27 protein-coding genes and 1 tRNA gene are annotated in these 18,920 nt (G+C 44.7%); 24 read left to right on the top strand and 4 right to left on the bottom strand.

Annotated features, from left to right (window positions below; translation table 11 throughout):
• Window positions 1-159: 159 nt before the first annotated feature.
• The 4 genes from AC5JPO_RS05985 to gatC form a co-directional block, all read right to left on the bottom strand.
• Window positions 160-236, bottom strand: a tRNA-Pro gene (locus tag AC5JPO_RS05985).
• Window positions 237-350: 114 nt separating this feature from the next.
• The gene (gene gatB / locus AC5JPO_RS05980; protein ID WP_493853523.1) at window positions 351-1,877 is read right to left on the bottom strand and encodes an Asp-tRNA(Asn)/Glu-tRNA(Gln) amidotransferase subunit GatB; all 1,527 of its coding nucleotides are present in this window, start codon (window positions 1,875-1,877) and stop codon (window positions 351-353) included.
• Complete coding sequence (gene gatA, locus AC5JPO_RS05975) at window positions 1,877-3,373, bottom strand: Asp-tRNA(Asn)/Glu-tRNA(Gln) amidotransferase subunit GatA (RefSeq protein WP_493853522.1); 1,497 nt, start codon at window positions 3,371-3,373, stop codon at window positions 1,877-1,879. Before gatA ends, gatB begins: the two co-directional genes overlap by 1 nt.
• A 94-nt stretch (window positions 3,374-3,467) precedes the next feature.
• Window positions 3,468-3,782, bottom strand: a complete 315-nt coding sequence (gene gatC, locus AC5JPO_RS05970) for an Asp-tRNA(Asn)/Glu-tRNA(Gln) amidotransferase subunit GatC (RefSeq protein WP_319052261.1) — start codon at window positions 3,780-3,782, stop codon at window positions 3,468-3,470.
• A 615-nt stretch (window positions 3,783-4,397) separates the two neighbouring features.
• Here gatC and AC5JPO_RS05965 point away from each other — a divergent pair.
• The 24 genes from AC5JPO_RS05965 to rpsE all read left to right on the top strand — a co-directional run bounded on the left by AC5JPO_RS05965 (window position 4,398) and on the right by rpsE (window position 18,906).
• Window positions 4,398-5,435 carry a rod shape-determining protein gene (locus tag AC5JPO_RS05965; RefSeq protein WP_319052277.1) on the top strand — a complete coding sequence of 346 codons (1,038 nt, stop codon included), beginning with the start codon at window positions 4,398-4,400 and terminating at the stop codon, window positions 5,433-5,435.
• Window positions 5,436-5,652: 217 nt separating this feature from the next.
• Window positions 5,653-6,510 carry a rod shape-determining protein MreC gene (mreC, locus tag AC5JPO_RS05960; protein WP_493853521.1) on the top strand — a complete coding sequence of 286 codons (858 nt, stop codon included), beginning with the start codon at window positions 5,653-5,655 and terminating at the stop codon, window positions 6,508-6,510.
• Between the two features lie 150 nt (window positions 6,511-6,660).
• Window positions 6,661-7,146, top strand: coding sequence for a rod shape-determining protein MreD (gene mreD, locus AC5JPO_RS05955; RefSeq protein ID WP_443526864.1), 486 nt, complete (start codon window positions 6,661-6,663; stop codon window positions 7,144-7,146).
• Window positions 7,147-7,263: 117 nt separating this feature from the next.
• Complete coding sequence (locus AC5JPO_RS05950) at window positions 7,264-7,926, top strand: Maf family protein (RefSeq protein ID WP_493853520.1); 663 nt, start codon at window positions 7,264-7,266, stop codon at window positions 7,924-7,926.
• Between the two features lie 167 nt (window positions 7,927-8,093).
• Window positions 8,094-9,698: an Rne/Rng family ribonuclease gene (locus AC5JPO_RS05945; protein ID WP_493853519.1), complete on the top strand. Its 1,605-nt coding sequence runs from the start codon at window positions 8,094-8,096 to the stop codon at window positions 9,696-9,698.
• A 419-nt stretch (window positions 9,699-10,117) separates the two neighbouring features.
• Window positions 10,118-10,429: a 30S ribosomal protein S10 gene (rpsJ, locus tag AC5JPO_RS05940; protein WP_010196670.1), complete on the top strand. Its 312-nt coding sequence runs from the start codon at window positions 10,118-10,120 to the stop codon at window positions 10,427-10,429.
• Window positions 10,430-10,471: 42 nt separating this feature from the next.
• Complete coding sequence (gene rplC / locus AC5JPO_RS05935; protein WP_493853518.1) at window positions 10,472-11,110, top strand: 50S ribosomal protein L3; 639 nt, start codon at window positions 10,472-10,474, stop codon at window positions 11,108-11,110.
• 14 nt (window positions 11,111-11,124) lie between these two features.
• Window positions 11,125-11,727 carry a 50S ribosomal protein L4 gene (rplD, locus tag AC5JPO_RS05930; protein WP_319052267.1) on the top strand — a complete coding sequence of 201 codons (603 nt, stop codon included), beginning with the start codon at window positions 11,125-11,127 and terminating at the stop codon, window positions 11,725-11,727.
• Window positions 11,724-12,074: a 50S ribosomal protein L23 gene (gene rplW, locus AC5JPO_RS05925; protein WP_319052268.1), complete on the top strand. Its 351-nt coding sequence runs from the start codon at window positions 11,724-11,726 to the stop codon at window positions 12,072-12,074. The genes rplD and rplW overlap by 4 nt, the downstream gene beginning before the upstream one ends.
• A gap of 11 nt (window positions 12,075-12,085) precedes the next feature.
• Window positions 12,086-12,913, top strand: coding sequence for a 50S ribosomal protein L2 (gene rplB / locus AC5JPO_RS05920; protein ID WP_319052269.1), 828 nt, complete (start codon window positions 12,086-12,088; stop codon window positions 12,911-12,913).
• A gap of 12 nt (window positions 12,914-12,925) precedes the next feature.
• Complete coding sequence (rpsS, locus tag AC5JPO_RS05915) at window positions 12,926-13,201, top strand: 30S ribosomal protein S19 (protein ID WP_010196682.1); 276 nt, start codon at window positions 12,926-12,928, stop codon at window positions 13,199-13,201.
• Between the two features lie 10 nt (window positions 13,202-13,211).
• A complete protein-coding gene (rplV, locus tag AC5JPO_RS05910) occupies window positions 13,212-13,541 on the top strand; it encodes a 50S ribosomal protein L22 (RefSeq protein WP_021813373.1) in 330 nt (109 codons plus the stop codon).
• A gap of 3 nt (window positions 13,542-13,544) precedes the next feature.
• On the top strand, window positions 13,545-14,267 hold the full coding sequence (gene rpsC, locus AC5JPO_RS05905) for a 30S ribosomal protein S3 (protein WP_057758704.1): 723 nt from the start codon (window positions 13,545-13,547) through the stop codon (window positions 14,265-14,267).
• A 3-nt stretch (window positions 14,268-14,270) separates the two neighbouring features.
• A complete protein-coding gene (gene rplP / locus AC5JPO_RS05900; RefSeq protein ID WP_025644399.1) occupies window positions 14,271-14,684 on the top strand; it encodes a 50S ribosomal protein L16 in 414 nt (137 codons plus the stop codon).
• Window positions 14,684-14,881: a 50S ribosomal protein L29 gene (gene rpmC, locus AC5JPO_RS05895; RefSeq protein ID WP_102094164.1), complete on the top strand. Its 198-nt coding sequence runs from the start codon at window positions 14,684-14,686 to the stop codon at window positions 14,879-14,881. The genes rplP and rpmC overlap by 1 nt, the downstream gene beginning before the upstream one ends.
• Complete coding sequence (rpsQ, locus tag AC5JPO_RS05890; RefSeq protein WP_319052270.1) at window positions 14,878-15,153, top strand: 30S ribosomal protein S17; 276 nt, start codon at window positions 14,878-14,880, stop codon at window positions 15,151-15,153. Before rpmC ends, rpsQ begins: the two co-directional genes overlap by 4 nt.
• Before the next feature lie 182 nt (window positions 15,154-15,335).
• Window positions 15,336-15,704, top strand: coding sequence for a 50S ribosomal protein L14 (rplN, locus tag AC5JPO_RS05885; RefSeq protein ID WP_010196702.1), 369 nt, complete (start codon window positions 15,336-15,338; stop codon window positions 15,702-15,704).
• Between the two features lie 8 nt (window positions 15,705-15,712).
• Window positions 15,713-16,030, top strand: coding sequence for a 50S ribosomal protein L24 (gene rplX / locus AC5JPO_RS05880; RefSeq protein WP_011279796.1), 318 nt, complete (start codon window positions 15,713-15,715; stop codon window positions 16,028-16,030).
• Between the two features lie 21 nt (window positions 16,031-16,051).
• On the top strand, window positions 16,052-16,588 hold the full coding sequence (rplE, locus tag AC5JPO_RS05875; RefSeq protein ID WP_319052271.1) for a 50S ribosomal protein L5: 537 nt from the start codon (window positions 16,052-16,054) through the stop codon (window positions 16,586-16,588).
• A 12-nt stretch (window positions 16,589-16,600) separates the two neighbouring features.
• Window positions 16,601-16,906: a 30S ribosomal protein S14 gene (rpsN, locus tag AC5JPO_RS05870; RefSeq protein ID WP_193006033.1), complete on the top strand. Its 306-nt coding sequence runs from the start codon at window positions 16,601-16,603 to the stop codon at window positions 16,904-16,906.
• Between the two features lie 11 nt (window positions 16,907-16,917).
• The gene (gene rpsH / locus AC5JPO_RS05865) at window positions 16,918-17,316 is read left to right on the top strand and encodes a 30S ribosomal protein S8 (RefSeq protein WP_319052272.1); all 399 of its coding nucleotides are present in this window, start codon (window positions 16,918-16,920) and stop codon (window positions 17,314-17,316) included.
• A 176-nt stretch (window positions 17,317-17,492) separates the two neighbouring features.
• Window positions 17,493-18,026: a 50S ribosomal protein L6 gene (gene rplF / locus AC5JPO_RS05860; protein ID WP_201599217.1), complete on the top strand. Its 534-nt coding sequence runs from the start codon at window positions 17,493-17,495 to the stop codon at window positions 18,024-18,026.
• A gap of 11 nt (window positions 18,027-18,037) precedes the next feature.
• Window positions 18,038-18,388 carry a 50S ribosomal protein L18 gene (gene rplR / locus AC5JPO_RS05855; protein ID WP_319052273.1) on the top strand — a complete coding sequence of 117 codons (351 nt, stop codon included), beginning with the start codon at window positions 18,038-18,040 and terminating at the stop codon, window positions 18,386-18,388.
• Window positions 18,389-18,390: 2 nt separating this feature from the next.
• On the top strand, window positions 18,391-18,906 hold the full coding sequence (gene rpsE / locus AC5JPO_RS05850; protein ID WP_010196711.1) for a 30S ribosomal protein S5: 516 nt from the start codon (window positions 18,391-18,393) through the stop codon (window positions 18,904-18,906).
• Window positions 18,907-18,920 lie beyond the last annotated feature (14 nt).

Below are 18,920 nucleotides of genomic sequence, written 5' to 3'. Positions count from 1 at the left end.
AAAGGTGTGTGAACGGCTGGCTTTCGGATACTCATTGTGCCTTGCAGTACTTTTATTATTTTTTGCGTTATTAATCATCATACAATCACTAGCCAAATTTAGCACAAAAAAAGCCAACCATTGAAAACAATGATTGGCTTTTCTCTTTACTACTATGTTTGGTCGGAACGGCAGGATTTGAACCTGCGACCACTACACCCCCAGTGTAGTGCGCTACCAGACTGCGCTACGCCCCGAATGACTGACTATTTTACGCAAAATTATGTATATTGCAAGGGCTATTTATACTAGCCAAAATCTACCACATTATTCTACGCATCACAGTCAGTATTTCTATTGCGCAGGTGACTTTAGCCCAATAGCTCTTTTAGGATTTGGTTCACTTGCTGCGGGTTGGCGCTACCGCGGCTGGCTTTCATGACTTGACCGACCAGACCGTTAAAGGCTTTTTCTTTACCGCCGCGATATTCTTCTACCATGGCTTCATTTTTTGCAATGACGTCTTCGACCATCGCTTTGATAGCGCCAGTATCAGTTTCTTGCTTGAGACCTTTTTCTTTGATGATTTCATCTGCTGCGTCATCATCATTGCCACCTTCGCGCTCATATAGAGCACTAAAGACTTTCTTAGCCAGTTTGCCAGATAGCGTGTCATCTTTGATACGTTTTAGCATACCAGCCAACTGCTTGGCGCTGATAGGGGAATCGACGATGTCTTTGTCATCTTTGTTCAGTGCGCCAAGCAAGTCGCCCATGACCCAGTTACCAGCCATCTTGGCATCTGACTGACCGATTTCAGCCACCACATCTTCGAAGTAATCGGCAAGTTGACGACTACCAGTCAGGATACGTGCGTCATACTCTGACAGACCAAGCGCTTCTTCGAAACGTGCACGACGAGCAACTGGTAGCTCTGGCATCGCTGCTTTGATGGCATCAACCGTATGCTGCTCGATACGGACAGGTAGCAGGTCAGGATCAGGGAAGTAGCGATAGTCGTTAGCGTCTTCTTTGGTACGCATGGTACGCGTTTCGTCGCGCTCTGGATCATATAGCATCGTCGCTTGAACGACTTTACCACCATCTTCAATAATATCGATTTGACGCTCAATCTCACGGTTGATAGCACGCTCGATAAAGCGGAATGAGTTTAGGTTCTTCAGCTCAGTACGTGTACCGAGATCAGCGCCTGGCTTGCGCACAGAGACGTTACAGTCACAGCGGAACGAGCCTTCAGCCATTACAGCGTCTGAGATACCAAGCCACGTGACTAGCTGATGAATGGCTTTGATGTAGGCAAGTGCTTCGTGAGCTGAGCGCATGTCTGGCTCAGAGACGATTTCGATCAGTGGTGTACCAGCACGGTTCAAATCCACACCGGTCATACCGTCGACTGCGTCATGCACTGATTTACCTGCATCTTCTTCTAGATGCGCGCGGGTGATACCCATACGTTTAGGGTATTCGTTCTTATCCCCTTCATTGACCACGACATCGATATAGCCAACGCCGACAATAGGATTGGCCATCTGAGTGATTTGATAGCCTTTAGGCAAGTCAGGGTAAAAGTAGTTCTTACGGTCAAACGTATTAAACAGACCCAGCTCAGCATTGACACCAATACCGAATTTTAACGCGCGATCGACCACACCAGCATTTAATACGGGCAATACGCCAGGTAGACCTAAGTCAACGATACTCGCTTGGCTGTTTGGCTCATGACCGAAGTCAGTCGGCGCACTTGAGAATATTTTACTTTCTGTGTTTAGCTGGCAGTGAATCTCGATACCGATGACCACTTCATAACCATCAACAAATAGCTCTTTACGCACGGCGTGTTCACGGGCGGCATTGTTATCAGTAGTTGCTGTGTTCATTATACCGTCTCCTTTGCGATGGCTGAGTGTTGTAAGTGATGGTCTGTATGCTGCTGGAATAGATGCGCAGTCGTAAGCAGTTGACTCTCTTGCCAGTGCTTACCGATTAACTGCAGGCCAATAGGTAGACCTTCCTTAGTCAAACCAACGGGTTGGCTAAGTGCAGGCAGACCTGCTAGGTTGACCGCGATGGTATAGACGTCGCCTAAATACATGGTTGCAGGGTCAAGATCTTCACTCAGCTTATAGGCTGCTGTCGGTGCCGTTGGACTAGCAATCACATCACAACTAGCAAATGCTTCATCGAAGTCTTTGACGATTAGGCGGCGAATCTTCTGTGCTTTTGTATAGTAAGCATCGAAGTAGCCAGCCGATAGCGCATAAGTGCCGGTCAAGATACGGCGCTGTACTTCAGGGCCAAAGCCTTCAGAGCGTGAGCGTGTATATAGATCGATCAGATCCGTTGGGTTCTCACAGCGATAGCCAAAACGTACGCCATCAAAGCGTGATAGGTTCGATGATGCTTCAGCAGGCGCTAACATATAGTAAGTGGCAAGCGTGATCTCAGGATCAGTGATGTTTACTTCTACAATCGTCGCCCCCAGCTCTTCGTATTTTGTTAATGCAGCCCGGGCAGCTTGCTCAACTTCGCTATCCAGCCCTGCGCCAAAGTATTCTTTGGCAACACCGATACGAAGACCTTCAAATGGCTTATCACCAGCAGCAGCCTGAGCATCATTGATATCTTGTACGTAGTCAGGCATCTCATGTTTGATAGAGGTGGCATCACGCGGATCATGACCAATCATTGGCTGTAGCAGGTAGGCACAGTCTTTTGCGCTACGTCCCATGCTACCGGCTTGGTCTAGACTTGAGGCATAGGCAATCATACCAAAGCGTGACACACGGCCATAAGTAGGCTTGATACCAGTTAGTCCGCAGAATGAAGCAGGCTGACGAATAGAGCCACCTGTATCACTACCGGTAGCAACTGGCACAAAACCAGCGGCAACCGCGGCAGCACTACCACCTGATGAACCACCAGGGACGCGCTCTAGGTTCCAAGGATTCTGTACCGTACCGTAGTACGAGCTGCTGTTGTCTGAGCCCATTGCAAACTCATCCATGTTGAGCTTGCCCAAGCTAATCATGCCAGCGTTGTCGATGTTAGAGACGATGGTCGCGTTATATGGTGAGACAAAGTTATGCAGCATCTTTGAGCCACAAGTCGTCAGTACGCCTTGGGTACAAAAGATGTCTTTGTGCGCCATCGGCACGCCAAGTAGCGGACGCTTATCGCCTTGTGCACGCATCTCGTCTGCCGCTTTTGCTTGTGCACGTGCAGTCTCAGAAGTATGCGTGATAAAGCTATTGATCTTGCTGTCTAGCGCGTCGATGCGCTTGATATAGTGCTCGGTTAATTCCGCGCTACTAAATTGTTTGTCTTGCAAGCCCATAATGAGCTGATCGGTACTTAATAGATGAAGTTCAGACATAAGGTGTCGTCCGTCAAAATGTTAATAGCATAAGATAAGATGAGATAATGGCAAATACGTGATTAGGCGCGCTAATCACTGTCATGTGATATGACTATTCGATCACCTGTGGTACCAGATACAAGCCGTCTTCAACGGCAGGCGCTACCGATTGATTGCGCTCGCGTTCGATATCGTGCTTGGCCACATCGACACGTAGCTCTTGGCAAGCTTCGTGGATATTGGCTAATGGCTTGATGTCTGTGGTATCTACGTTAGATAACGTGTTCATAAGTTTTAATACTTTACTGATATCGTCGGCATAGCTATCGGCCGTGCTTTCATTGACACCCAAGCGGGCAAGGTTGGCCACTTCTAGGATTTCTTCACGGCTGACAGTGTTGTCAGACGTTGCTGATTGCTGAGACATAGTTTCTCCAGTTAAGGACAGTTTTTGTTAGAGTAGGGGTAGGGCGAATATATAAGCGCTCAAATGTAATTGGCTATAAAGTTGGCTTATTATAAAGCATCTGACTCAAGTTTACAGAGTATGAGGCTTGATTGATGCACAATATCAACCAAGATGGACTGATGATATAAGGGTGTATAAACAGAGCGACACAAACATTTGCAAAACTACGCGTATAATTGGCGATTGATTCTCAATTGCTCCCCAATTAGGTTCTAAAATACGTTACAGTATGCATCTGCTGTTAAGTAAAACAATCATCTGCCTGTAGAGCCTTGTTAGTTATCAGAATAAATGATGTTTCATTGAATGGAATGATAGTCACTACTATTTCAAACTTTGTAACAACTTTTGGCGTCTAAGACAAAAATCCTTGCTTACTGATGCAAATAGCTATGTTTTTTTCGAGCTAAATCGGTATAATTTAGCTCAGTTTTTCATTTCATCATTATTGCTTAGGTTTGACGGGTTGCGATGACTTAATTTCGCTGCCGTTACTGTCTAACGATGACCTGCTCAACACTGACGAGTAACCCCTCAGTCAATCTCATTCGCCTCATTCGTAAGACGCTGGATATATTAGTCATGAACCTGTTTGGATTTTTATCAAATAATATCGCTATCGACCTCGGTACTGCGAACACCCTAATTTTTATTCCTAATAAAGGCGTCGTGCTTGACGAGCCCACGGTGGTCGCGTTACGAAGCAATCGTACTCAAAACCCGACCGTCGCTGCTGTTGGTATTGATGCCAAGCAGATGTTAGGCCGTACGCCTGCGAACATCACAGCGATTCGCCCGTTGAAGGACGGCGTGATTGCTGATTTTGAAGTGACGCAAAAAATGCTAAAGCACTTCATTGCTAAAGTAAAAGCCAAGCGTTTTATGGCGCAGCCTAACGTGGTGGTTTGTGTACCCTGTAAGTCTACGTTGGTTGAGCGTAAGGCGATTCGCGAAGCGGTATCATCAGCGGGCGCAAGCAAGGTGTTACTACTAGAAGAGCCTATGGCTGCGGCTATCGGTGCTGGCATGCCTGTCCACGAAGCCAGTGGTTCTATGGTCGTTGATATTGGTGGTGGTACGACTGAGATTGCCGTTATCGCGCTGTCTGGTTGTGTCTATGCTGAGTCTATTCGCATCGGTGGCGATATGTTTGACGAAGCAATCATCACACACGTACGTCGTACGCACGGTTGTGTGATCGGTGAGACGACCGCTGAGCGTATCAAAAAAGAAGTCGGCTCTGCATTGAATGAAGACAGCAAGCTAGAGGTAGAAGTGCGTGGTCGTAGTATGGCAGAGGGCGTACCCAAGACCTTTATCGTCAATTCAGAAGAAGTGCAAAAAGCATTAACCGACCCATTGAGCGGTATTATCAGTGCTGTAAAAGTAGCCCTTGAGCAGACACCGCCAGAGTTATCATCAGACATCGCTGAGCGTGGTATTGTATTGACGGGTGGCGGCGCATTGTTACGCGATCTTGATAAGCTTATCTCACAAGAGACAGGATTGCCAGTGACTGTAGCAGAAGATCCATTAACCTGTGTTAGCCGCGGTGGTGGTATTGCGCTTGATTTCATCAATAACAAAAGCTTGAACATGATTTTTGTTTAAGTAGCGTTTACTCATGAGTGTGAGGTTGTCGTTATAGCGTCTATCATGCTTTATGACAGCTAAATATTCTGTGAGATCGCAGTTTACAATATTAAAGGTAGCCAGTTGCGCTGCCTTTAATTGCATTGAACCATGCTAGAACCCAATATTATCGATAAACACTCACGCTCTAACCCCGTGCTATTGCTCATTTTAGAATTCTTAAATTAGACGACTTATGACCCCAAGTATTTTTGCGCGCCAGGCATTATCACTTCGTAAGACTGCTATCGTATTGATAGTGGCCTCAGTACTGATGTGGTTTGATAGCAAAAATTCGGAATGGTTCAATCCAGTGCGTAATACCAGTCATGCCGCTATGCAGCCTATTTATGAGCTTTCTTTATTGCCCAGTTATGCCAAGCATTGGGCGAGTGGTAGCCTACAATCAAAAGAAGCACTGCGCCGCGAAAACATGCAATTAAAATCGCAACTTATTCATGCACATGCAAAGCTGCAGCAGCAAGATTATATCTTGGCACAAAATGCGCGCTTGCAAGGTATTTTGTCGACGACCAAACCCGAGCAGTTTGATCTTAACTTGGCTCAAGTCATCGGTACCGATACCAACCTGCTCAGACAGATTGTTGTGCTCAATAAGGGCGAGCAAGATGGCGTGCAAGTTGGACAGACAGTCATTGATGAAGATGGTATTTTGGGGCAGATTATCAATGTCTATCCTAATACCAGCCGCTTACTACTGATTACTGATGAGCAGCAGTCAGTTGCAGTCACTGTCAAGCGTACTGGTCAGCGGGCTATCGTGACAGGTCAGGGTATCCCATCTGCGTTAAGCCTTAACTATGTCTTTAAGACCTCAGATGTACGCGTTGGTGATGAGTTGGTATCGTCGGGATTGGGTGGACGTATCCCAGCAGGCTACCGTGTTGGCCGTATTGCTCATATCAAAGACGAGCAAGCCGATAATTTCAGAAGTATCGAAATTACACCCGCTGCCAACTTTATTGATAATGCCTATGTGTTAATACTCCAAGACAAGATGCCCAATAAAAACAATACTGTTATGAGTCAGTAAACACTGATCGTATCATGTTTAGCGTAAAGCTATCGAATAGCTTGCTCGTTAGGTAACTCTGTTATCAAACTATACTCACAGTATTTGCCCTTTTAGTATTCATCCCACAATATAACAGTCGCCACCACACAATCGCTAAGGTAAGTACTCATGTCGTATCCTGATTCTGAGAATTCAACGGCGCTATTGATTGTGGTCATTGCCCTAAGCTTTATCGTTGCCTCCTCACTCAATGTCTATCCATTAAGTCCTAGTATGGCAACCTTGCGCCCTATGGTTATGATTATGGTACTGATCTATTGGCTGCTATTTCAGCCGCGCTATGTCGGTATCTTTACGGCATTTACCATTGGGCTTATTGCAGACTTACTGATGGATACGCATTTAGGGCAGCAAGCGTTTGCAGCGGTTGTGGTTGCCCTTGTGATCAAGATTGTCAGTATTTATGTTAGGCAGTTAAACACAATTAGCGCGTGGTTGATCGCCAGCCTAGGATTGTTCGTTTTTCAGTTGAATCTATGGATACTGCAATTGTTTGTCCAAAACATCTTTGTCGCAAAATCTGCACTGTCACTCATCATGAGTATTATCAGTTGGCCACTTATACTGTTGGCGCTACGCAAATTCGCACGTTAATGACAGCGCTGTTATTAATGGTTGCTATCAATGGTTGCTTTGTCACAGTCGCTTTTGCATTTGCCAATCTATTCAGCAAACCCATACATTATACTTTGATACATAAAGAGAAAAGCGATGAATATCATTTTAGCGTCTGGTTCGCCGCGTCGTCGAGAGTTACTAGCCAGAGCGCAGTTAGATTTTAGAGTTCTAAGCGTAGACATCGATGAGACCCAGCAAGTTAATGAGTTGCCAAAAGACTATATCGAACGTATGGTCGCTACCAAAGCTGCGGCTGCTATAGAGCAATTAAACCAAACACTAAGTATAGATGAGAGTAATGAGGATAGCTTTACCGAGTCAGTTGTTATTCTAACCTCCGACACCATTGGTGTACTATCAGATGGTAAGACAGTATTGGTCAAACCAGTCGATCGCGAGCATGCTTATCGTATGTGGCAGCAGATGTCTGATAATGTTCATGAAGTGTGGACAGCTGTGCAAGCAACTCGAGTACAGTTGCTATCAAAAAAAGAAGGCCATACACCAGACCGTATCAAAGACTTCCAGGTTGTTGATCAGCAGCAATTCACTGAACGTACAGAGGTGACCTTTATACCGTTAACCACGCAGATGATGAGCGATTACTGGGATAGCGGAGAGCCCGCTGACAAAGCAGGCGGCTATGGCATTCAAGGTTTAGGTGTGGCTTGGGTTGAGCGTATCAACGGCAGCTATACCAATGTTGTCGGTCTGCCATTGGCACAAACGTTGGCATTGATCAAAGATATGTCATAGGGTAGCGAGAACACATAGCACAAGGTGAACGCAATCGACCTCCCATGTCGGATATGCACATAATGACACGGTAGGGTAATGGGCAAGAGCAAGCAGCATTTGTTACACTGTCAAACGAATAGGCGATGAACGCCTAATAAGAAAGCTAAAAGATAAGAGAAAAAACTATGTCCGAAGAGCTGCTGATTAATATTAGTCCAATGGAGTCCCGTGTTGCGGTTTTAGACAACGGCATCTTGGGTGAGATTTATATTGAGCGACATCACAAACTGGGTTTGGTCGGCAATATCTATTTGGGTACGGTTGTACGTGTCCTTCCTGGTATGCAGGCAGCTTTTGTCGATATCGGTCAGTCAAGAACTGCATTTTTGCATGTCAACGACATGCAGCGAGAGCCACGCCCAGTCGCAGAAAATAAAAATAAAATGGCTGCAGAAACCAAAAAAGAAACGGGTGATAGTAGATCGGCTATAGAGACCTCTGCAGACAACTTAGAGGTAACCCCGCCAGTTGTCAGTGCAAAAAGTACTGAGGTCGTGCCTGCGTCGAAGACTTTGATTCAACACCGTTTGCACGAAAGCCAGCGTATCTTGGTGCAGGTGACCAAAGATCAGCTAGGTAGTAAAGGCGCGCGTTTAACGACCAACATATCGCTACCATCACGTTATTTGGTTTACCTGCCCTCAAGCGATCATATTGGTATATCACAGCGTATCGATGGTGACGAAGAACGCACGCGTCTAAAAACTGAGCTGAGTAGTTTGATGCAGACAGTCAATCTAAAAGGTGGACTCATTGCTCGCACTGCCGCTGAGCGTGTGCCTGTTGATAAGCTGGAAGAAGACATCTATTATCTACTACAGCTATGGCGTACTATCTGCGCTCGTCGTCAAGAGATCAACCATAACCAGAGCTCAGAGCTTATTTATCAAGAGTTGTCTCTACCGCTGCGTTCTATCCGCGACCTAGTGCATGCTGATACCGAAAAAGTCATCATCGATAACACACAGATTTATGAGCAAATAAGATACTTTGCCAAAGAGTTTGTACCATTTGTATATGACAGAATCGTGCATTATACGGCAGAGCTGTCATTGTTTGATGTACATCGTGTCGAGGATGACTTGCGTGATGCCTTAAAACGCCGTGTTGATCTAAAGTCTGGTGGGTATCTAATCATCGACCAAACAGAAGCAATGACAACTATTGATGTCAATACGGGCTCTTTTGTGGGTGGTCGTTCATTAGAGGACACCGTCTATAAGACCAATTTAGAAGCCACACATGCCATTGCGCGTCAGCTGCGTCTACGTAATCTGGGCGGTATTATTATCCTAGATTTTATCGACATGCTGGAGCAACAGCACAAAGATGATGTACTAGAGAGCCTACAGTCACAGCTTACTCAAGACTATGCCAAAACCAAGATTACACAAGTCAGTGAGCTTGGATTGGTGGAGATGACACGTAAGCGTACACGTGAGTCATTAGGTCAGCAGCTTTGTGAGCCTTGTTCTACCTGTCAGGGTCGCGGGTTCGTAAAAACCGCAGAAACGGTTTGTTTTGAGATATTCCGTGAGATCATGCGATGTGCTCGTACATATAACTCTCCCAAAAAGTTCACGGTAGTGGCTCATGCGGCAGTTATTGACTTACTACTCACAACAGAGTCAGACACAGTAGCCGATTTAGAGTATCTACTAGGTAGAGTGATTACTTTTGATGTAGAAAACCTATATACCCAAGAACAGTACGATATTGTTCTGGATTAGCGATATCAATAGTTATTATTAAGCGCAGTTAATAGGTCTAAGTAATAAATGAATTTATATGCGAGAAATTTTTAGAGTTGGCATGTGAAACTCTCAAATATATTGCCCTTGCAATGACCAAAATACTGTGTATAATATACACCACTGAATTATATACGCGCAGCTGAACAGAAAAGCTGGCGCTATTACAGCTGGAGCATCGTTTCTAGCACTATTTCATTATGCCTTTGCTGACATCCATTATAGGAGGGTCGGCGGGGCTTTAAACTATTTTGCTTTTGGCACGCTATAAGTTCGGATAAAGAACTCATTCTGGTTAAGAACAGAAGGCCGCTTTAAGTGAATATTTAACCAAACTGCTTTTGATCATGATCTTGCAACGCAAGAATGACGAAAGCACATATTAGGAGCTTGCTGGCATGGCTAACCAGAGAATCCGTATCCGTCTTAAGTCTTTTGATCATCGTCTGATTGATCAATCTGCACAAGAGATTGTTGATACTGCAAAGCGCACCGGTGCGCAAGTTTGTGGTCCTGTACCGTTGCCGACTCGCATTGAGCGCTTCAACGTTCTAACCTCACCACACGTTAACAAAGACGCTCGTGATCAGTACGAAATCCGTACTCATAAGCGTATGGTTGATATTGTTCAACCTACTGACAAAACTGTGGATGCGCTAATGAAATTAGATTTAGCGGCGGGTGTTGACGTTCAAATTGCTTTGGGTTAATGCACACCCAACCCATTAATATAAGATATAAAGAGGTCTAAAATGGCGATCGGTTTAGTCGGTAAAAAGTGCGGCATGACCCGTGTCTTCACTGAAGCAGGCGCATCTATCCCTGTAACAGTAGTTGAGGTCGATGCAAACCGCATTACTCAAGTAAAAAGTACTGATGTAGATGGTTATCAAGCCATCCAAATCACTACAGGTACCCGTCGTGACAGCCGCGTAACTGCAGCACAGAAAGGTCACTTCGCTAAAGCTGGTGTTAAAGCTGGCCGTGGTGTTTGGGAATTCCGTGCCAAGGAAAGCGATCTTGAAGGTCGTGAGATTGGTGGCGAGATTCTAGCTGATTTGTTCGAACAAGGTCAGATGGTTGATGTGACAGGACAGAGCAAAGGTAAAGGCTTTCAGGGTCCAGTAAAGCGTCACAACTTTAGTATGCAAGATGCTACTCATGGTAACTCAGTGTCTCATCGTGCGCATGGTTCAACTGGTCAAAACCAGTCACCAGGTAAAGTATTCAAAGGCAAAAAGATGGCGGGCCAGATGGGTAACAAGCGTGTTACCGTTCAAGGCCTAGAAGTGATTTCGGTTGATGCCGAAAAAGGGTTACTTGTCATCAAGGGTGCTATCCCAGGTGCCACCGGTGGCGATGTTATCGTACGTCCGTCAGTCAAAGCCTAAGCAAGGGGATTAACGTGGATTTAAAAACAGTTACAGGTGCGGCGGTTGAGCTTTCTGATACGGCTTTTGGTCGTGAATTCAACGAAGCACTAGTGCATCAAGTCGTCACCGCTTATTTAGCTGGTGCTCGCCAAGGTACACGCGCACAAAAAACCCGTGCCGAAGTTTCTGGCGGTGGTATCAAGCCATGGCGCCAAAAAGGTACTGGTCGCGCTCGTGCGGGCTCTATTCGTAGCCCAATCTGGCGTTCAGGTGGTCGTGCATTCGCTGCAAAACCACAAGATTGGTCACAGAAAGTAAACCGTAAAATGTATCGCGGTGCGATGCAGTGCATCCTAGCAGAATTGATTCGTCAAGAGCGTCTGATTTTGGTAGAAGAGTTGAGCGTTTCTGGGCCGAAAACTAAAGAACTGATTGCAAAGCTAAATGAGCTTGGTGCACCTCGTGCATTGATCGTCACTAAAGAAGTTGACGAGAACTTATACTTAGCTGCTCGCAACATTCCACACGTCAACGTACTTGGTACAGGCGAAGTGGATCCAGTGAGCTTGATCGCATTTGATAAAGTGATCATGTCAGTTGAAGCTGCGAAACAATTTGAGGAAGCACTAGCATGAACAACGCAAGACTTTATCAGGTCTTAAGAGGACCTGTATTCTCAGAAAAATCTCAAATGCTTGGCGACTCACTTGGTGTGCAGGTATTTAAAATTGATTCTAATGCTACTAAGCTTGAAGTCAAGAAAGCAGTTGAGTTGATGTTTGAAGGTGTTGAAGTTACTAAAGTAAACACTTTGAATGTTAAAGGTAAGACAAAGCGTTTTGGTAAAAGCATCGGCCGTCGTAATGACTACAAGAAAGCCTATGTTACCTTAAAAGCTGGTCAAGATGTACAAATGGCTGATGCTGGTGAAGACGTAGCGAACACTACTACTTCTACTAGTGAAACAGCGAATAACGAATAAGGATTACACTCATGCCTATCGTAAGAGCAAAGCCAACATCACCAGGCCGTCGTTTTGTTGAAAAAGTTGTGCATCCACACCTTTATAAAGGTCGTCCTTATGCAGCGCTTCTAGAATCAAAAAGTAAGTCAGGTGGTCGTAACAATAATGGTCGTATCACTACTCGTCACATTGGCGGTGGTCATAAGCAACATTATCGCATTATCGACTTCAAACGTACTAAAGACAATATCCCAGCAACGGTAGAGCGTATTGAATACGATCCTAACCGTACTGCACATATTGCACTACTTAAGTATGCTGATGGCGAACGTCGTTACATCATTGCTGCTAAAAAACAAGCAGTTGGTGATACCGTAATGTCAGGTGAGACTTCTCCAATTCGTCCAGGTAACTGCTTACCGCTAAAAAACATCCCATTGGGTACTGTGATTCACAATATCGAGCTTAAAATCGGTAAAGGTGCACAGATGGCTCGTTCTGCGGGTGCTAGCGTTCAGTTACTAGGCCGTGACGGTATCTACGCTATTATACGTCTACGCTCTGGTGAAACACGCCGTGTACACGTAAATTGCCGTGCTGTTATTGGTGAAGTTTCTAACACTGAAAACAACTTGAAATCACTTGGTAAAGCTGGTGCTTCACGTTGGCGTGGTGTTCGTCCTTCAGTTCGTGGTGTCGCTATGAACCCGGTTGATCACCCACATGGTGGTGGTGAAGGTCGTAACAAAGGTCGCCATCCAACTAGCCCTTGGGGTCAGAAGTCTAAAGGACTTAAAACGCGTCATAATAAGCGTACTGACAACATGATCATCCGCCGTCGCGCCAAGAAGAAATAAAGGAAGAATTTCATGCCTCGTTCATTGAAAAAAGGTCCATTCATAGACGCGCACTTATTTGCTAAAGTTGAGAATGCATTAGACACCAACTCACGCAAGCCAATTAAGACTTGGTCGCGCCGCTCGATGATCCTACCACAAATGGTTGGCTTAACTTTGTCTGTCCACAACGGCCGTACTCATGTACCGGTTATCGTAAGTGAGCAGATGGTTGGTCATAAACTAGGTGAATTTGCCCCGACTCGTACGTATCGTGGTCATGGCATTGACAAAAAAGCTAAGAGATAAGGTGCTTACCATGGAAGTAACTGCAAAATTACGCGGTGCCGCCATATCGGCACAAAAAGTTAGACTCGTTGCTGATGAAGTTCGTGGCAAATCTATTGAGCGTGCTTTGGATATCCTAACGTATAGCAATAAAAAGGGCGCTGTGTTTGTTAAGAAATGTCTTAACTCAGCCATCGCCAATGCCGAACATAATCACGGCCTAGATATCGACGATCTTAAAGTCGCGACTATCTATGTTGATGAAGGCATTACGCTAAAACGTATCCTACCACGTGCCAAAGGTCGCGCTGATCGTATCAGCAAGCGTACTTGTCACATCACTATAAAGGTAGGAGAATAAGTTATGGGTCAAAAAGTACATCCAATCGGAATTCGTCTTGGTGTTGTAAAAAAGCATAACGCAAACTGGTATGCTAACCCTAAACAATACTCAGAATACCTAATCAACGATATTCAAGTTCGTGAATATCTACGCAAGAAGCTAGATAACGCAATGATCAGCAACATCATGATCGAGCGTCCTACTGGCGCTGCTAAGATTACCATCGCCACTGCGCGCCCTGGTATCGTTATCGGTAAGAAAGGCGAAGATATCGAAAGACTTCAAAAAGAATTGACCAAAATTATGGGCGTACCTGCTCAGGTCAATATTGAAGAAATCACGTCACCTGATCTTGATGCACGTTTGGTAGCAGACGGTATCGGTAGCCAGCTTGAGCGTCGTGTTATGTTCCGCCGTGCGATGAAGCGCGCCGTACAGAACAGCATGCGTTCTGGTGCTAAAGGTATCAAAGTTGAGCTGTCTGGTCGTCTTGGCGGTGCTGAGATTGCTCGTAGCGAATGGTATCGTGAAGGCCGTGTGCCATTGCATACACTTCGTGCTGATATTGACTACTCGTCAATTCGTGCAGAGACAACTTACGGCACCATCGGTGTTAAAGTTTGGATTTTCCGTGGCGAAATCCTTGACGGTATGAACAGTGTTTACAATCCCGTCAAAGAAGAGCAGACTCGTGCGCCAAAACGCCGTGGTCGTGGAAACCGTCGAAACTCAGACAGAGGTTAAACTATGTTACAGCCAAAACGTACCAAGTTTCGTAAAATGCACAAAGGTCGTAACACTGGGCTAGCTCATCGTGGAAGCACCGTTGCATTCGGACAAATTGGTCTAAAATCATTGACGCGTGGTCGTATGACAGCTCGTCAAATTGAAGCAGCACGTCGTACCATCACTCGTAAAATTAAGCGTGGCGGTAAGATTTGGATTCGTGTATTCCCAGACAAGCCAATTACCAACAAACCATTAGAAGTACGTATGGGTAAAGGTAAAGGTCCAGTTGAATATTGGGTATGCGAAATCAAGCCTGGTAAAGTGCTATATGAAATTGAAGGGGTATCTGAAGAGCTTGCTCGCGATGCTTTAACGCTTGCTGCAGCAAAACTGCCCTTTAAAACTACCATTGTTAAGCGGACGATAATGTAATGAAGATCAGTGAATTACGTGATAAATCATTAGAAGAACTGACCCAGTTACTTGATGAAAAGCAACTTGATGCTTTCCGTATTCGTATGGCTAAAGCAACTGGTCAGTTGGGTAATACCCATGAAGTTAGAGACAATCGTCGTACGATTGCCCAGCTTCAGACTTTGATTAACGAGAAACAACGAGGCGACTCATGAGCGATAACAATCAAACAGCTACCAATGCTAGCGTAGTGACAGGGCGAGTTGTCAGCGACAAGATGGACAAGTCCATCACAGTTTTGATTGAGCGTCTGGTTCGTCATCCTTTGTATGGCAAGCAGCTTCGTCGTTCTACTAAAATCAAAGCACATGATGAGAACAACGTTTGCCAACAAGGTGACCTTGTCCGTATCAAAGAAACGCGTCCAATCTCAAAAACTAAGTCTTGGACTTTGGTTGATGTGGTTGAAAAAGTAGAAAAAATCTAAGTAAATTGCATTAAAAGCCAGAAGCTGTTAAAATAGCCGCCTTTTTAAGGATGCTGATTGCGCCGAGCGTATATCACTCACATGAAGAGTAAATTGCGGCTATTTATATTAAAATGCCGTCTACTCATTCTGTGCTAGCGGCAGCAACTGGTTTTTATTGCTCATACGTGTGGAGTAACGCTATGATTCAGGTTGAGTCAATGCTGGAAGTTGCAGACAATAGCGGTGCAAGGCGAGTTCAGTGCATTAAAGTACTGGGTGGTTCTCATCGTCGTTATGCATCAGTTGGCGACATTATTAAAGTAACGGTTAAAGAAGCCATTCCTCGCGGTCGTGTTAAAAAAGGCGACGTGATGAATGCAGTAGTTGTACGTACCAAAAAAGGCGTTCGTCGTCCTGATGGTTCTGTGTTACGTTTTGATGACAATGCTGCGGTATTGTTGAACCAAAACAAAGCGCCGATTGCAACTCGTATTTTTGGACCGGTAACTCGTGAACTACGTGGTGATCAGTTTATGAAAATTGTATCACTAGCACCAGAAGTATTGTGAGGTAATCCATGTCAAAATTACGTAAAGGCGATACAGTTATCGTGATTGCTGGGAAAGACAAAGGCAAGCAAGGTACTGTACAAGCTGTAAAAAATGATCGTATTAAAGTTGAAGGCATTAATATTGTTACTAAACATCAGAAGCCAAATCAGGCAACTGGCGTTGAAGGTGGCATTCTTAAGCAAGAAGCTTTTCTGCATATTTCAAATGTCGCAATCTTAAATGCGCAAACCCAAAAAGCAGACCGTATTACTTATCAGTTTGGCGAAGACGGCAAGAAACAACGCGTCTATCGTTCAAACGGTGAAGTAGTGGCGACTGCGTAAGACACTAAGGGTGTAATGGTAATGGCAAGATTAAAATCTTTATATAACGATGAACTAAAGCAACAAATCAAAGAAGAACTTGGTTTGGATAATGTGATGCAAGTGCCGAAAATCACTAAAATCACACTTAACATGGGTGTGGGCGGCGCGTCTCAAGACAAGAAATTGCTTGAAGGTGCTGTAGCTGATATGACCGCTATTGCTGGTCAAAAGCCTGTTGTCACTAAAGCGCGTAAATCAGTCGCTGGCTTTAAGATTCGTGAAGAATGGCCAATTGGTTGTAAAGTAACGCTACGCGGTGAGCAAATGTACGAATTTTTAGATCGTCTCGTTGCCATTGCAATTCCTCGTATTCGTGATTTCCGCGGTTTTTCACCTAAAGCCTTTGACGGACGTGGTAACTACTCATTGGGTATCAAAGAACAGATCGTATTCCCAGAAGTAGATTTTGACAAGATTGATCGTATCCGTGGTATGGATGTGACTATCACCACGTCAGCTCAATCTGATGAAGAAGGTCGTGCGTTGCTTAAAGCATTCGGCTTCCCATTTAAATAAGGTAAAGACGTTATGGCAAAGAAGAGCATGATTAACCGCGAATTAAAGCGCGAAAAAATGGTTGCTAAGTATGCTGAAAAGCGTATCAAGCTAAAAGAAACTATCAGTGATATGACTGCAAGTGACGAAGCTCGTATGGAAGCAATGTTAGAGCTACAAGCTCTTCCACGCAATTCATCACCAGTACGTCTGCGTAATCGTTGTGCTATCACCGGTCGTCCTCACGGTTACTTCCGCAAGTTTGGCTTATCACGCAATATGCTGCGTGAGCGTGTCATGCAAGGCGATGTGCCTGGTGTTCGTAAAGCAAGCTGGTAAGGAGTAACTATATGAGTATGCAAGATACCGTTGGGGATATGCTAACCCGTATCCGTAACGCACAAATGGCTAACAAAGTATCGGTAGCAATGCCGAGCTCTAAATTACGTAAATCAATTGCTGATTTGCTAGTTAGCGAAGGTTATGTGGCTAGCGCTGTTGTTGCTGAAGAAGAAAACAACAAAGCGACCCTTACTATTGAATTGAAATACTTCGAAGGCCGTGCTGTCATCGAAACTATTCAACGTTATAGCCGTCCTGGTCTACGCCAGTTCCGCGGTAAAGATGAAATCCCTACTGTTAAGCAAGGTATGGGTGTTGCTATCGTATCTACTAGCCAAGGTATCATGAGCGATCGTGCTGCACGCGCTGCTGGTATCGGTGGTGAAATCGTCGCATTTGTAGCGTAAGCTATACGACGATGAAGTCTACTTGATGATTGTTAGGCTTCTATTGATTGAGTAATATTAAATTATTTCAAATTGATAGGTGTCTAACATAGTCAACTATGCTAAACTAACACGCTTTTTAGCCTGTTAGTTTTTTCGCTAATATAAAGAAGTTAAATTTTTTAAGGAATATTCCTATGTCTCGTGTGGCTAAAGCCCCAGTGACGCTGCCTAACGGCGTAAGCGTTACTTTGAACGATCGGCAGGTCGAAGTTAAAGGCAAGAACGGTACTATGTCTTTACACCTGCATGAATTGGTCGAGCTGAAACAGGAAGATGATGCTATCATTTTCTCACCTACAGTCGATTCAAAAGAAGCTATGATGCACACTGGCACCATGCGCGCTCTTATTAACAACTATGTTAAAGGCGTGAACGAAGGCTTTGAAAGACGTCTTCAGTTAATTGGTGTTGGTTATCGTGCTCAAGTTGCTGGTAACAAGGTAACCCTAAATGTTGGTTACTCTCATCCAGTAGAGTACACGTTACCTGAAGGTGTGTCAGCTGAAACCCCAACGCAAACTGAAATTGTTTTGAAATCAAACAATAAGCAGCAGCTTGGTCAAGCAGCGGCTAATATCCGTGGTTTCCGCCCACCTGAGCCTTATAAAGGTAAAGGTATTCGTTATAGTGACGAGCATGTGATTCGCAAAGAAGCTAAGAAAAAATAAGGTGAGTTGAAATGTTTGATAAAAAAGCAGCTCGTCTGCGTCGAGCTAAGAAAACACGCGCACATATCCGTTTCTTAGGCGTTCATCGCTTAACGGTTAACCGCACGTCAAAACATATTTATGCCCAGATTATCTCTCCAAATGGTGGTGAAGTGATTGCTCAGGCATCCACCTTAGACAACAGCTTGCGTTCAGGCGCGACTGGTAATGCTGATTCAGCAACGTCTGTAGGCCAAATGATCGCAGAACGCGCAAAAGCAGCTGGCATTACTAAAGTTGCCTTTGACCGTAGTGGTTTTAAATATCATGGTCGAGTTAAAGCTTTAGCAGAAGCTGCTCGCGAAAACGGATTGGAGTTTTAATCATGGCTAGAAATGATAAAAATGATAAAAATGAACAGACTGACGGTCTAGTAGAACGCTTAGTTACCGTTGATCGCGTTGCAAAAGTTGTTAAAGGTGGTCGTATTTTCTCTTTCACTGCGTTGACCGTAGTGGGTGATGGTAATGGCCGTGTTGGTTTTGGTCGTGGTAAAGCACGTGAAGTGCCAGCTGCTATCCAAAAAGCACTAGAAGCTGCTAAACGCAATATGATCACTGTTGAATTAAATGATGCAACTTTGTATCATCCGATCAAAGCACGTCATGGTGCTAGTAAAGTCTATATGCAACCTGCATCTGAAGGTACTGGCGTAATCGCCGGTGGCGCAATGCGTGCTGTATTAGAAGTTGCTGGTGTCAAAGATGTTTTGACTAAATGTTATGGTTCTACCAATACTGCTAACGTTGTTCGTGCAACGTTTAACGGTTTACGTGATATGTCAACTCCAGAGAAGATGGCAGCTAAACGTGGTAAATCTGTAGACGAAATCTTGGGTTAACTTAGACTAGGTGA

It is taken from the genome of Psychrobacter sp. H25 (assembly GCF_059076335.1).
This window is presented reverse-complemented; position numbering and strand designations above follow the sequence as displayed.